The sequence below is a fragment of the Dokdonia pacifica genome, assembly GCF_900188275.1.
Lineage (GTDB): Bacteria > Bacteroidota > Bacteroidia > Flavobacteriales > Flavobacteriaceae > Dokdonia > Dokdonia pacifica.
Genome location: NZ_FZNY01000001.1, coordinates 816,013 through 832,298, shown reverse-complemented (window position 1 = coordinate 832,298; position 16,286 = coordinate 816,013). Strand labels below are relative to the sequence as shown.

The following is a 16,286-nucleotide window of genomic DNA, read 5'->3' as shown; positions in this document are numbered from 1 at the left end:
TGTGTTTTATCAAAATAACTACTATGAAAAATTTATGTATACTTTTGCTGATCTTGTGTATTTCAGCAACTGGGTTTTCACAAACCTTTACAGTAGATGGTTTAAACTACACGATACTATCTACGACACCTAATGAAGTTCAATTAACAGGAGGTACGCCGCCTACGTCAGATTTAGTAATCCCAGATATCGTAAACGATGGTATTGACGATTTCACTGTCGTTGCCTTAGGCAATAACGCGTTTGAGAGTAAGAGTATTACAAGCGTTTCGTTACCAAATACCATACGGAGTATTGGTGATTTTACCTTTGATCAAAATTCATTGACGACTATTGAATTGCCTGAAGGATTAGAAACCATTGGTCAAAGAGCTTTTAGATTTAATAGTCTTGCAAATATTACTTTTCCAAGCACAATGATATCTATAGGTGAGAGTGCCTTTGGAGCCAATCCTTTGGCAATAATTACAGCAGAAGGCACAACACCTGCTGCCATTGGAACGACAACATTTGGAGGTAGCAGAAGCAATATAGATTTAACCGTGCCTGATGGTACAGAAGACACTTATATTACCGCAGGCTGGACGGGTTTTAATTCTATAAATGGTGTGCAACAACCTATCATTGGTGGCCTATTTGAGGTAGATGGATTATCCTATGTTATTACAGCTTTAGTACCTAATGAAGTTCAATTAACGGGAGGTACACCCCCTACGTCAGACCTAGTAATTCCTGAGACTGTTTCAGATAATGGAACGGATTTTACGGTTGTAGCTCTCGGTAATAATGCATTTGAAGGCAATGGCATTACAAGTGTTTCGTTTCCCAGTACTTTGCGTAATTTAGGACAATCAACATTTCGTATTAATTCGATTACCGAAGTGGTTATTCCAGATGGGATTACTGATATTCCACAACGTTGTTTTTCTAACAATGACTTGATAAGTGTAAGCTTACCTACTAGTATAGAAACGATTGGTTTTCGATCTTTTGAAAATAATGATCTTATAAGTCTTGTACTACCAGAAAATGTGACCAGTATTTCGCAATTTGCTTTTACAAACTCCCCTTTAACTAGTGTGAATTCTTTAAACCCTACACCGCCAAGTGTTGTTATAGGTGCAGGAAATAATGATTCATTTACTAACGAAGGAAACATTAATTTAACCATTCCTGATGGCACAGAAGCAGCTTATGAAGCAGCGGGTTGGGTAGGTTTTAACTCCGTAAATGGAGTAGTTGATTTTGAAGTTGGAGATACCTTTACTGAAAATAATTTGAATTACACGGTAACCTCACTATCCCCAAATGAAGTGATCATTAGAGGTGGGACATCGGTTCCACAAAATCTAACTATTCCAGAAAATGTAAGTAGTGGGGGTTCAGATTTTGTAGTGACTGCTGTAGAGGGAAACGCGTTTATTTCTAATGGTTTAACAAGTGTTTCGTTACCTAGTACGATTACAACGATAGGAGGGCAAGCATTTCGTAATAATCAATTAACGAGTATTACCATTCCAGAGAATGTAAGTCTTATTGCTTTTAGAGCATTTCAAGGGAATCCACTCGTAGCAGTTATTGCTTTGGGAAGTACTCCTGCAAATATCACGACAGACGTAAATACCGATTCTTTTAGCAACCGAGGTAATATCGATTTAACCATACCCGTTGGTACACAGCTAGAGTATCTCAATAATGGATGGACAGGATTTGCGACCATCAATGGGGAATTACCACTGGGAATAGGAAATACATTTGATGTCGATGGACTTTCTTATACGATTACTTCTTTAAATCCTACAGAAGTTGAAGTAGCAGGAGGAACTACGGTGCCTGTCAATTTAGTGCTTCCAGAAACAGTTACTATACAAGGAGTTGTATTTACAGTAGTAGGTGTTGGAGATGGAGCGTTTACCTCTTCTGGTTTGACAAGTGTTACGTTTCCTACTACAATTCGTGCTATAGGGACGGCAGCATTTCGTTTTAATGCACTTGAATCTGTAGTGATACCAGAGGGCGTTACAGACTTACCGAATAGGTGCTTTGCTAGCAATGATTTAACGAGTGTCACATTTCCTACTAGTTTAGAAACCATAGGTTTTAGATCTTTTGAAAATAATAACTTAACAACGCTCATACTACCAGAAAATGTAGTGAGCATTGGTCAACGTGCTTTTAGTGGATCTACTTTCAATAGTATTAACTCTTTAAATCCAACGCCGCCTAGTGTTGTTTTAGGAACAAGTGATGATTCTTTTAATAACGAAAATGATATAGATTTAACAGTACCTAATGGTACAGAAGTAGCCTATGAAGCTGCAGGTTGGGTGAATTTTAACTCCATAAATGGAGTGATTAATTTTGAAGTAGGCGATACCTTTATAGTAAACAATTTAAATTACACGGTTACATCAGTAGTTCCTAATGAAGTGACTATAACAGGAGGAACCGCTGTTCCTCAAGACCTTGTGATTGATGCTATCGTCAGCAGTAGTGGTTCAGACTTTACGGTTAGGGCTATAGGAGGTAGTGCGTTTGATGCTAGCGATTTAACAAGTGTCATTCTACCAAATACGTTAGTAAGTATAGGAGCAAGTGGTTTTCGTGGTAATGAATTAACGAGTGTCATACTACCTAATAGTTTGGTGTCTATAGGAGGGCAGGGCTTTCGTAATAACGAATTGACAAGCATTACATTTCCTGAAACTATAAGTAGTATTGGTTTTCGTGCATTTGAAGGAAATCCATTATCTGAAGTTACAGCACTAGGAAGTATACCTGCTAGTATCACAACAGGAAATAACGACACGTTTAGTAATCGATCAAACATAGAGTTAACCATACCTTCAGGAACCACACAAGATTATATAGATGGTGGTTGGATTAATTTCAATTCTATTACAGAAATAGACCTAGCTATTACAATAGCGCCTAAAGTATTCTTACAAGGTGCTGCCATCAATCCAAATGCAGGAGAAGAAGATTTAATGCGTGACGACTTGCGAGTGGCAGGTATCATTCCTGTGTTTAGCCCATATGAGGATGCATTACCTGTTTCAGACACATTAGCATTATTTACGACAACTGGTCCAAATGCAATTGTTGATTGGGTATTTGTTGAATTAAGAGATGCCTCAAATAGTTCAACAATCATAGCAAGTCAATCAGCATTATTACAACGCGATGGTGATATTGTAGACACAGATGGAACATCACCCATTACCTTTACCGTAGATGCAGGTGATTATTTTCTAGCGATTAAACATCGTAATCACATAGGTATCATCACTTCGGTTCCCTCACCACTTAACACAACATCAGCGCCTATAGATTTCACACAAAATATAACGAGTGCTCTGGGCGAAAACTTAGCACTTACAGAGGTAAACGGAACCTTCGCCATGATTGCCGGTGATGCCGACGGCAGTAGCCAGATTCTCAATACAGACATTACGGAAGCCTTAACGCTGGCAGGAGGTAGTGAAGCCTACTCCACCGCAGATGCAGATATGAATGGGTTTGTATTGAATTCAGATATTCAATTATTGGTGCTGGCAAATTCTGGTACCGTGCAGCAGTTTGATTAATTGAAAAAAAGGAATAATTCTAAGTACGCTTTCAAGGAACGTAGTGACGCAGAAGTTTATGCTGAGCGTAGTCGAAGTACGAAAGCGAAAAACTAAAAAATTAATTTATGAAAACAATAGTATCACTTTTGATCACCTTATTACTATCGGTAGTAAGCTATGCACAGACCTTTACTGTTAGTGGTCTCAATTATGAAGTCATTTCATCAAATCAGGTAAAAGTTACAGGAGGTAATTTTGCATTTACAAACCTAACTATTCCTGCATTCGTTACCAATAATGGTACAGAATTTATCGTGAGAGAGATAGGAGATAGTGCATTTGAAAACGGACAACTCGAGAGTGTCGTACTTCCTAATTCCATTTTTGTTATCGATAGAGATGCTTTCAGAAATAATCAATTGAGTAGTGTGACGATTCCAAATTTCGTTGTTACAGTGGGTATAGATGCTTTTAGAGATAATCAACTTACAGACGTAACCTTAGGGAATAGGGTTGAAGTACTTGATCTAGGTGCTTTTAGAAATAACCAAATAGTAGATATTACGATTCCTGCCAGTATGATAAATATTGAAAATGGTGCGTTTCGAGATAATACAGGTTTAAGAACCATTGAAGCACTAGGTACCACGCCGGCAATGGTTAGTACGAGTGGAGTAGATAATGATAGTTTTAGAGATCGCTCCGTCATTAATCTCACCGTGCCTGCAGGTGCTGAAGAAGCGTATGCAGCGGCAAATTGGGTCAATTTCTTTAGTGTCAATGGCCAGTATACTGGTGAGATAGGAGATACTATTGTAGCAAATAATAGCATTACCTATCGCTTTCTATCGGGCAATCCCAACCAAGCGAGCATTATAAATAATACTAATTCTGGGGATATAAGTTTTGGACCTATACTGTCAGTTAGAGGAATCATTTTTGACGTTATAATTATAGAACAGGACGCTTTTAGAGGAAATAATATTACCAGTGTAACGCTTCCTAATAGTATTATTAATATAGGTAGAGGTGCGTTTTTTCAAAACCAAATTACCAGTGTAACGATCCCAAACAGCGTGATCATAGTGGGGCAAGATGCGTTTAGAGACAACCAACTCACGGAGGTAACTTTAGGAAATAGTGTGACCACCTTGCGCGCTGGAGCCTTTAGGAATAATGATATAGAAGAGATTACTCTTCCTGCTAGTATGGCAACTATTGAAAATGGGGTGTTTCGTGATAATACCACCTTAAGGCGAATTGATGCATTAGGCACAAACCCTGCAACTATTGTAACCAGTAATGGTTTAGATACTGATAGTTTTAGAGATCGTACTCTCATTAGCTTAGTGGTTCCTGAGGGTACTGAGGCAACGTATGCAGCGGCAGATTGGGTGAATTTTTTTAGTGTCAATGGGGTGTATTCACGTCCGGAAGGACAAACCTTTACCGCTAACGGCATTACTTACAATATCACATTTACAGGGAGCCTTCCTAATTTAGTCGATATTGTTGAAAGTGATGATGATATAGTTACAGGTGATTTAGTGATTGAGGGTGTCATAACAGAGAACCGTACTGATTTTGAAGTGATTGATATAGAAAACAACGCGTTTCGAAATCGTGCACTAACCAGTGTAAGTATCCCAAATACGGTCATAAACATTGGTCAAGACGCTTTTAGAGACAATCAAATTACAAGCATGACCTTAGGGAATAGTGTTGAAAGCCTTGGTCCAGGGGCGTTTAGAAATAACCAAATAACAGCCATTACCATTCCTGCCAGTATGAGAGATATCGCTAACGGGGTGTTTCGGGATAATACCACCATACGGCAAATTAATGCATTAGGTACAAATCCTGCTACTGTTGTAACTAGTAGCGGTCAGGATACCGATAGTTTTAGAGATCGTTCTAGGATTAGTCTAGTGGTTCCTGAAGGTTCTGAAGCTACCTACGCAGTTGATAACTGGGTGAATTTTTTTAGTGTCAATAGGGTGTATACCCTACCACTAGATACAGAATTTACAAGTAACAATATTACCTATAAAGTGGTCGCTGCAGGTAGCCCAAATACGGCTCATATTGTTGATAATACCAATTCTGGTGATCTAGTGATACAAGGATTCATTACATCCAACCGAACAGATTTTGATGTCGTTGAGATAGAACCAAATGCCTTTAGAAATAATAATATTACCAGTGTAACGATTCCAAATAGCATAACTGATATAGGTCAAGATGCTTTTAGAGACAATCAAATCACAAGCATGATCTTAGGGAATAGTGTTGAAACGCTAGGGCCAGGCGCCTTTAGGAATAACCAAATAGTAGAGATTACACTTCCAGCCAGTATGACAAATATTGCCAATGGTGTATTTCGTGATAATGTATCATTTGTCCGTGTGATAGCACTAGGTACTACCCCAGCAAGTATTGTAAATAGCGGTGTAGATAATGATAGCTTTAGAGATCGTTCTAGGGTTAACCTTACCGTTCCTGAGGGTTTTGAAACTATCTATGAAAATGCAGGTTGGATCGGTTTTTTTGGAGTCAATGGCGTGTATACAGGTCCTTTGGGTGGTATTTTTAATGCAACATCTGGTACTAACTATAGGCTTATCGCTAGTAACCCTAATCAAGCTACTATTATTGGTAATGAGAATAGTGGAAATATAACTATCAATGGCAGACCCAGTTTAAACGGAATACGATTTGATATCATTGAAATAGAAGATGATGCTTTCAGAAATGATAATATTACCAGCGTTACCATACCAGATAGTGTCATAGATATAGGAGCAAATGCTTTTAGGGACAATCAACTAACAGATGTTACCCTGGGAAATTCAATTGAAACCATAGGTATAGGAGTATTTAGGGGTAATGACCTTACCAGTGTGAGTATACCCAATAGCGTGATCGAAATAGCTCAAGATGCTTTTAGAGATAATGTAGCCCTTACAGACGTAAGCTTGGGGAATAGTGTCACAACATTGGGTCCAGGCGCATTTAGAAATGCAGATGTAGCAGAGATTACACTTCCTGCAAGTATGACAAGTCTTGCCAATGGCGTGTTTAGAGATAATACTAATTTGACAAAAGTGATCGCATTAGGAGCTACGCCAGCAGCTATTGTCACCAGTGGTATAGATAATGACAGCTTTAGAGATCGCTCTGTGATTGACTTGATCGTACCCGAAGGTACCATACAGACATACTTAGATGCGGATTGGACAGGTTTTGGATCTATCAATGATGAAGCCGTAGGTATTACACTTACTATTGAGGGGCTTAGGTATACCATTATTTCTGAATCACCCAATGAAGTAGCAGTGATAGGAGGTACAACGATTCCTTCTGATTTGATTTTACCAGAAACGGTAACAATAGGAGAACGTGGTGATTATACCTTAGTAAGTATTGGTGAGAGTGCTTTTCTAACTTCAGGACTTACCAGTGTAACGCTACCTAGCACAATACGCCATATCGAAGACCTTTCTTTCGGTAACAATGCTTTGACTGAAATTAACTTACCCGAAGGATTGGAAACCATTGGTATTGCAAGCTTTAGAATGAATGATTTAACTAGCATAACCATACCCAGTACGGTGCAATCTATTGGTCAAGGAGCCTTTGAAATAAATGCTCTGGACACTGTGATCGCATTGGGTGAAATACCTGCGACTATCCAACCTCTTACTTTCGGAAACAGAGCGGGTATAGATTTATCAGTGCCACCAGGCACAACACAAGCCTATTTAGATGCAGGATGGACAGATTTTGCATCCATAAATGATAATACATTTTTAGATGACGGTCTTGTATACAGGATTATTTCTGAGCTACCCAATGAAGTAGAAGTGATAGGCGGCACAGGGATATCTACAAATCTTATCGTCCCAGAGACCGTATTAATTCAAGAGCAAATTTTTACAGTCACAGCAATTGGACGTGCTGCTTTTGAAGAACGAAGCTTAACCAGTGTGGCATTACCAAATACCCTTGAATCGATAGGTATAAGAGCCTTTTTTGGAAATGCTATAACAATGCCTATACTCCCTGATAATTTAAATAGTATTGGGTTTAGAGCCTTTCAAGAAAATAACATTTCAGGAACATTCATACTCCCTAATAGTGTATCATCCTTAGCGAATGCCAGCTTTGAAGATAATGAGATTACTGAGCTAATTATTTCTACTAACATTACTAATTTGGGGAATAATACCTTTAGAAATAACCAAATTACGAATCTAGTCATCCCTTCAAATGTAACACGACTTGGAGATAATATATTTCTAGATAATCCAATGGCTTCGGTTACAGTAGAAGCCATTACACCCCCGAGTATCGTTACAGGGACTCAGGATTCTTTTGGTAATAGAAGAATACTTATAGACTTATTCGTTCCTGAGGGTACCACACAAGCCTACTTAGATGAAGGTTGGACAGGATTTAGATCGATCACAGAATTTGCGATTGATATCACCGTAGCTCCGAAAGTATTCTTACAAGGCGCTGCCACAAACCCTATTGCTGGAGAAGAAGACTTAATGCGTGATAGCTTACGCGAAAATGGACTCCTTCCTACGACTTCTCCATACGGTGATGGTGCAACGGTTGACCCAACGGTATTTACTACTATAGGTGCCAATGCCATCGTCGATTGGGTACTGGTAGAATTACGATCTGGAGCAGATAATGACAATACCACGGTTGTAAACAGTACAGCAGCGCTATTACAGCGAGACGGAGATATCGTAGGGCTAGATGGTACCTCAAACATCACCTTTACAGAAGATGCAGGTGATTATTTTATCGCCATTAGACACCGTAATCACATTGGGATACTAGCTGCAGTGCCAGCGCCTTTAAGTAGCACTGCAAGCACGCTTGATTTTACACAAGATCCCGCTTTCGCGAAAGGAGAAAACCTCGCACTTTCCGAAGTGAATGGCACCTTTGCGATGATCGCAGGAGATGCCGATGGCAGTAGCCAGATTCTCAATACAGACATTACAGAAGCCTTAAGCCTTGCAGGAGGTAGTGAAGCCTACTCCACAGCAGATGCCGATATGAATGGCTTTGTGTTGAATTCAGATATACAGCTATTGGTACTCGCAAATTCTGGTACCGTACAGCAGTTTGATTGAGGTCATGTAACAGCCAAAAATTTCTATAATCTCTTCCCTTTTAATAATGATGTGTACGTTTTCGCCATAAATGTCGGAAACGTGCCAGCATTGTGCGGTATTGTTATAGTGGAAAGGGGAATCTGAGGCTAATTTCGCGAAAGCATATACAAATATCACCCAAATAATAACTACAAATTTATTTAACAATGAAACAAATTACCCTAGGAATTTTAATGTTGTTTGCCATTTTTACAATGCAATCACAAGACATTACCCTATCCTTTGAAAACCCAGAAATCACCACCGATGGGATGGATAGTTTTTATGAAGTAGATGTGATGATCTCTTCAGATGTTGCCTTTAGTATGGGGTCTGGACAGTTTTTTTTAGACTATAATCCGTTGGCTTTTGGAACGCAAGCCGATAATAGTGGGGCTATTACATTTGAACGTCCAGAAACCTCTTTATTAGGTGGAGCTGTGATTGTAGATGTAGGTGGAACACCAGTGCCTTTAGGAGCACATTATACAAGTTTTACAACAAATGATACTACAGATTCTAAAGTGTCTTTTTTATGGCAACAAAATGCCAGTAGCGGAATGTATGGAGATAATGTACCTGCAGGAACTCCTGTGGTATTGGTACATGTGAAAATTCAATTTTTACCAGGCGCTACAGCAGAAAGCCCTGATGTATGCTTTGATGCGACCAATCCTTTTGATGATCAATTTTTTACAGCTTGTGGGCCTTTTGATCCGTTAGTAGGATTTAGTTTTGAAGGAGCAGATTGTTTAAGTGAGCCTGGAAGTCAGATTTTTGATTACTCGCCTGACTGTTCAGGATCTGTAATTTTTAATGGAGTCACCTTTGTATGGGAGAATGATGCTTGGACGCCACAGCCACCTGAAGGTGTAGCAACTATAAACGATAATATTGAAGTACTATCGCCAGATGCGATTTTTACAGGAGATGTGATTGCAAATAATGTAACCATCGCAAATACAGGTGTACTTGATATTGCAGCAAATACACTGAATCTTCATGGTAACCTTGATGTTTCAGGAACATTGACAGCCGATCAATCTACCATCGTTATTTCTGGTGTAGCTGCACAAGCAATCAGTGGAGATTTTGGCGTTGCTAATTTAGTAATGAATAATACAAGTACCGCTGATGCGACACTTACAGGAACTGTTGATGTATTGAGTACCGTAATACTTACTGATGGGACGCTAGATGTAACGGGAGGCACGCTTACTTTTAAAAGTAATGCATCTACTACAGCGATGCTTGCTGAGGTTGCAAACGGAACCATTACAGGAGATGTGACTGTAGAACGTTATATGTCTAGTCGTCGTGCGTTTCGATTAACTTCAAGTGCTGTGACTACGAGTACTACCATTAATGCCAACTGGCAAGAAGGGGTAAACAATGTAGATGGGACTAATCTTGATCCGAATCCTGGTTTTGGAACCCATATCACAGGAGGTGATGCAGGAGCCAATGGTTTTGATGATACCGTGACAGATAATGCATCTTTGTTTGAGTTAAATAATGTAGCACAAGCATGGGAAGCAATTACCAATACAGACACCGATGTGCTTACTGCAGGGAAAGGATATCGTCTTTTTGTACGCGGAAGTCGTGCGGTAGATTTAAGTGCGGCTACACCTACTCCTTCAGAAACAGTTATTAGAGCTACGGGAACGTTAGTTACTGGAAATGTATCACAAACTGATTTTAGCGCAACGGCAGGTGATTTTAATTTCTTTGGAAACCCATATCAAGCGTCTGTAGATATGGGAACAGTTACTACGGCGTCTACCAATGTAAATACCAATCAATATTTTGTGTGGGACCCTTCCTTAGGAGAACGTGGTGCTTATGTAACGGTAATGCTTCCATCTGGGACCAATACCTCTATGTCTGCAGCCAATCAGTTTTTGCAACCAGGACAAGCTGGATTTGTAACGACAGCAACTAATGGCGCTGCTTCTATACTATTTGCTGAAACTAGTAAAGTTGTTGGAGAAGATACTGCCACAAGTTTTACAGAAAATAATCCATTAGATGAAGCACATATTATAGGCCAATTATATCGTACAGAAGCCTATGAAACAGGAACATCATTACAAGATAGTTTTGGAATATTCTTTTCCCCAGATCATAGTAATAGTATCACACTAGAAGATGCGTCTAAATTCTTTAATCAAGATGAGTCTATGGCGATTTCTAATGATGATACGACATTAAGTATAGAGCGTCGTTTCCTTCCACAAGAAGGGGAGATCATCCCATTAGTAAATACCACCTATAGAACCGATGCCTATACGCTAGTAGTAGATGTTGCTGCATTAGGAGAAGTAACGGCTTATTTGGTAGACGCATTTACAGGAATCTCTACACCACTTTCTGAAGGAGAAAATGTGATTTCATTTACTGTAAGCTCAGATGATGAAAGCTCGGCTAGTAATCGTTTTAGTTTCGCTTTCGCGGAAGAAGCATTAGCCACAGAAACTGTAGAAGCGTTTGCACTTACCCTATTCCCAAATCCAATAGGAAATACAAACCTAAGTATCGTATCTACAGATTTACAGGGAAAAGAAGTAACACTTACTGTAACTAATATGTTAGGGCAGCAATTGTATAACAAGCAAGTACAATTTATTGGAAATACACTTACTACAAATGCTATGAGCAATGTAAGTAAAGGAATTTATTTCGTAACCCTTTCAAGCGATGCTGGTACGGTAACACGTAGAATGATCAAGCAATAATCATAACATCAAAACTCATAATATGAAACCATATATAAAAAATATAAGAATCCTAATAGTAATTACTGGGCTGATGCTATCGCTAAGTGCAAGTGCGACGACACCTCAAATCACTTTTGATGATGATGTAGAAGATGTCCCACCACCCATGCCTATAGATGGATTAATAGGTGTGGCGCTTGCTGCAGGAGCATATATAGGATTACGTAAGAAAATGAAGAATGTTAGATAAGAAATTTTTCTAATCATAATTGTTATAGTGAGATATTATAATTGGTTTAGTAAAATAAAAAGCTCCTTCATATAGGAGGAGCTTTTTTACAGACACTTCTGTAATGTTTCAAGCATATTTTGATATGTAATTACCTATTTAATAGTACTAAAAGGAGAATTGTGAATGTAGATAGATTAGTTATGTCCCCATCCAACTTATACGTGATTAATTTATTGTGTAGTAGGAAAGGTCGTCTGGTTGGAGGGCTAGCGATCTTTTCTTTTTAGAAATAAGAAATGAATAAACTAATACTCATTTTTCTTTTAATAAGTTCTGTGTCAAGTACAGAAAGAAATAGAAACCACTACCTAACAAAAACAGGAGAAGTGGCCTTTTTTTCACATACCTCTGTAGCGACGATAGAGGGTATAAATAATAAAGTGGCCAGCGTGCTAGATGTGTGTACAGGGGATTTGTCGATTCATCTATTGGTCAGTGCATTTGACTTTGAAAAGGAGTCAATGCAGCAGCATTTTAATAAGACATATTTAGAATCTGATTTATATCCTGATGCTCGGTTTATCGGTAGGATTGTGAATTTTGATGCATCACAAGAATCACCGCAAGCACGAATAGTAGAAGGAGGATTGACCATAAAAGGAATTACTGTGCCTATACGAATAAAAGTATTAATCACTAGAACAGAAGACTCCTATAGAATGGTAGGAGAAACAGCAATAAAAATAAAAGATTTTAACATTTCAATCCCAAGTGTATTTGATGCTCATATCTCAAAGAGAATTCAAATGACATTCAATTTTGAGTATGCAGTATGTCAAAATGAAGAATAGAACACTTTCATACGCTTTCGCGAAAGCGAAATAACGTGTGTAGAAAAAATATAAAATGATCTTATAAAATTAAATACTATGAAATATATTCCAATTTTTCTAACAATGATCTTGGCTGTATGTACTATACAGGCTCAGGATATTACGCTGTCATTTCAAAATCCCGAAGTGACTACAGAGGGACCAGATTCTTTCTATGAAGTAGATGTGATGATTGCATCTGATGTTGCTTTTAGCATGGGTTCAGGGCAATTTTTTTTAGATTATAGTGCAACTGCTTTTGGTACACAAGTAGCCAATAATAATAGGATCACCTTTGAGCGTCCAGACACTTCACTACTTGGTGGAGAAGTGATTGTAGATGTAGGAGGGACTCCTGTGCCTTTAGGAGCACACTATACCAGTTTTATTAATAATGACACAGAAGACACCAAAGTATCTTTTATATGGCAACAAAATGCTAGTAGTGGTATGTATGGAGATAATGTTCCTGCAGGCACGCCTGTTGCACTTGTGCATTTAAAAATTAGATTTCTTCCAGGTGCTGCTGGAGAAGATCCAGCGGTTTGTTTTGATGCTACCAACCCTTTTGATGATCAATTCTTTACCGCTTGTGGACCTTTTAATCCACTTGTAGGTTTTAATTTTGAGGGAGCCAATTGTCAAGGGGAGCCAGGATCTCAAATTTTTGATTATACCCCAGATTGTAGTGATCCAAATAATTTTGATATTGCCTGTGTAGATATTACGGTACAACTCGACGAAAATGGACAAGGCACTATACAAGTACAAGACATATTTGCTGGAGATGTGAATGATCCTGCTATTGATACGATTTCTATAGATATAGATACGTTTAACTGTACAAATATTGGAGAAAACACCGTAACTGTAACTGCTACCAATGTAGGGGGTGTTACAGCAATGTGTGCCGCGACTGTTACTATTGAAGATACACTCGCGCCAGAAGCACTTTGCCAAAATATTACCCTACAACTAGACGTCAACGGAAATGCAAGTATCACTGCAACAGATATAGATAATGGAAGTACAGATAATTGTGGTATAGCTTCACTAACTATTTCTCAAGATACATTTACCACAGCAGATCTTGGAGAAAATACGGTTACTCTAACAGTAACTGATGATAGTGGTAATTCAGATACATGTGATGCTATAGTAACAATAGTAGAAGAATCTTTTCCTACCGCAGTATGTCAAGACATTACAGTACAATTAGATGCAAATGGAAATGCGACTATCACTGCTGCCCAAATAGATGGGGGTTCTGCAAATGCAGATAGTGTAACACTCGATATCACTAGTTTTGATTGTTCTAATATTGGGATGAATACTGTTACACTTACTGCAACCAGTGTTGATGATAATAGTGATTCTTGTACTGCAATTGTAACGGTAGAAGATACGCTTGCACCAGAGGCACTTTGTCAAAATATTACCCTGCAACTAGACGCCAATGGAAATGCAAGTATTACTGCAACAGATATAGATAATGGGAGTACTGATAATTGTGGTGTTGCTTCCTTAAGTATTGATACAGCCTCATTTAATTGTGCAAACTTAGGAGAGAATACAGTTACCTTAACCGTAACAGATACAAGCGGCAACATGACTTCTTGTGAAGCTACGGTGATTGTAGAAGATACCCTTGCTCCAGAAGTAATTTGTCAAGCGGTCACTGTACAGTTAGATGCAGCTGGAATCGCAACAATTACAGCAATAGATATAGATGGAGGTAGTACTGATAATTGTGGAATCGCATCCTTGAGTATTGATATAGATAGTTTTGATTGTACTCATGTAGGAGAAAATACAGTAACCTTAACGGTTGTTGATACTAATGGAAACGAAGCTGCTTGTACGACTACAGTTACTGTAGAAGATACGGTTGCTCCAGAAGTGATTTGTCAAGATATTACAGTACAGCTAGATGCCACTGGAATAGCAACAATTACCGCAGAGAGTATTACTAACGGTGCAAGTGATAATTGTGCTATTGAGGCATTAAGTGTTGATATAGATACATTTACCTGTGCTGACTTAGGGGAGAATACAGTGACGCTTACAGCAATAGATATACATGGAAATGAAGCTACTTGTACAGCTACAGTAACTGTTGAAGATTTGATCACTCCTACAGCAATCTGTCAAGATATAACAGTACAGTTAGATGAAAATGGCGAAGCAAATTTTGACATTACACAAATAGATGGTGGTAGTGCTGACAACTGTGATTTTACAATAGATTTAGGAACGTTATTGTATAGTGGCGAAATAACTGATACCGATATAGAAGATACATTTATTGTAGGTGATAATCCTTCGTTTGTAGATGCATATAGTTTTGTAGCGCCTTTTACAGGGACGTATCAACTTACACATACAACTACAGGAGACTTAGGGGCTATAGCAATACTTTATGATGCTCCTCCTGTACGAAATAGTGGGAACTTAATAACGAGACCAGAATTTGTTGGCTTTACATTTAGAAGCCCAGAAGGCGTGTTCATTAATGGGACATTAAATTTTGAATTAGAACAAGGCACAACGTATTTTGTAGATGTTAGTACTTCCCAATCAGGACAAGTAATTCCTTCATATGATGGGTATGTGCGTTTTGTAAGTTCATCCAATCTTAGTTGCGGAAATGTAGGAGTTACAGAGTTTTCATTAATTGTATCTGATCTTAGTGGAAATATAGATATGTGTACTGCTACAGTAACGGTTGAAGATCTTATCTCACCAGAAGTAGTTTGTCCAGAAGATCAAACTATCGAACTCACAGATGATATGCCTTTGTTTGAATTGCCAGATTATTTTGCTACGGGAGATGCTACGGCTTCAGATAATTGTGAGGAAACTGTAGCACTTCTTACACAAGATCCGATACCTGGAACATTACTAGATGAAGGAATTCATACGATTACTTTATGTGCTACAGATCCATCAGGAAACGAAACCTGTTGCTCATTTGAAGTGACTGTAGAAGATGTATTAAGCATAGAAGATGCAATGATTCTAAAAGACTTAAAAATGTATCCTAATCCTGCAAGTAACATGGTGTATATAACTAACCCTTCAGGCATATCTATAGAAACTATTGCGATTTATGACCTTCGTGGACGATTAGTCGCTACACACGATAGACATACTGCAATAGGTACTGTAAGTTTTGATGTAACTACACTAACCAAAGGAGCTTATTTTGTAGAGATACAAGGAACATTAGGAAGTACTAGAAAACAGCTTATAAAGCGATAAAAATGAATAGAAGAGTAAATAAATAGTAGTTTATTTAATTTGGGACAGTTCTCTGGATATATTTCCAGAGAGCTGTTTATTAAAAATTGATTTTTTACATACGTAATCTAAAAAGAATAGATGTGACGTATATAAAGTATGTGTTTTTAAGTATTTTTTCAGTTAGGTTTTCTTAAAAACACAAACAAGTCATATTACAAAGGGCACCTCAGTTGAGGTGCTTTTTTTATAGACGGTACTATAGGGTTGCCATATTATAGTACATATTGTCGGAAATGTGATACTATTTTGCAGGATTGTGATAGTTCATTTTTGAGCAACCTATTACATTTATACCATAATTAAATAGTAGTTTGTTTAATTATAGGATTTAGCTCTCTGTGTTCATGACCAGAGAGCTTTTTTATTAATTTTATATGATTGGCTTTAAATCCTAATAGACTTGAACCTATTCATTA

6 protein-coding genes are annotated in these 16,286 nt (G+C 38.1%); all 6 read left to right on the top strand.

Annotated features, from left to right (window positions below; genetic code table 11):
* Positions 1-23: 23 nt before the first annotated feature.
* The 6 genes from CHB80_RS03745 (at position 24) to CHB80_RS03725 (ending at position 15,828) form a co-directional block, all read left to right on the top strand.
* Positions 24-3,587 (top strand): leucine-rich repeat domain-containing protein, encoded by a 3,564-nt coding sequence (locus CHB80_RS03745; protein WP_179218077.1) that lies wholly within the window; start codon positions 24-26, stop codon positions 3,585-3,587.
* Between the two features lie 107 nt (positions 3,588-3,694).
* A complete protein-coding gene (locus CHB80_RS03740; RefSeq protein ID WP_089370078.1) occupies positions 3,695-8,722 on the top strand; it encodes a leucine-rich repeat domain-containing protein in 5,028 nt (1,675 codons plus the stop codon).
* 188 nt (positions 8,723-8,910) lie between these two features.
* Positions 8,911-11,481: a T9SS type A sorting domain-containing protein gene (locus CHB80_RS03735; RefSeq protein ID WP_089370077.1), complete on the top strand. Its 2,571-nt coding sequence runs from the start codon at positions 8,911-8,913 to the stop codon at positions 11,479-11,481.
* Between the two features lie 22 nt (positions 11,482-11,503).
* A complete protein-coding gene (locus CHB80_RS24365; RefSeq protein ID WP_143337042.1) occupies positions 11,504-11,713 on the top strand; it encodes a hypothetical protein in 210 nt (69 codons plus the stop codon).
* Between the two features lie 278 nt (positions 11,714-11,991).
* Positions 11,992-12,546 (top strand): YceI family protein, encoded by a 555-nt coding sequence (locus CHB80_RS03730; protein ID WP_089370076.1) that lies wholly within the window; start codon positions 11,992-11,994, stop codon positions 12,544-12,546.
* Between the two features lie 78 nt (positions 12,547-12,624).
* Positions 12,625-15,828: an HYR domain-containing protein gene (locus CHB80_RS03725; RefSeq protein WP_089370075.1), complete on the top strand. Its 3,204-nt coding sequence runs from the start codon at positions 12,625-12,627 to the stop codon at positions 15,826-15,828.
* Positions 15,829-16,286 lie beyond the last annotated feature (458 nt).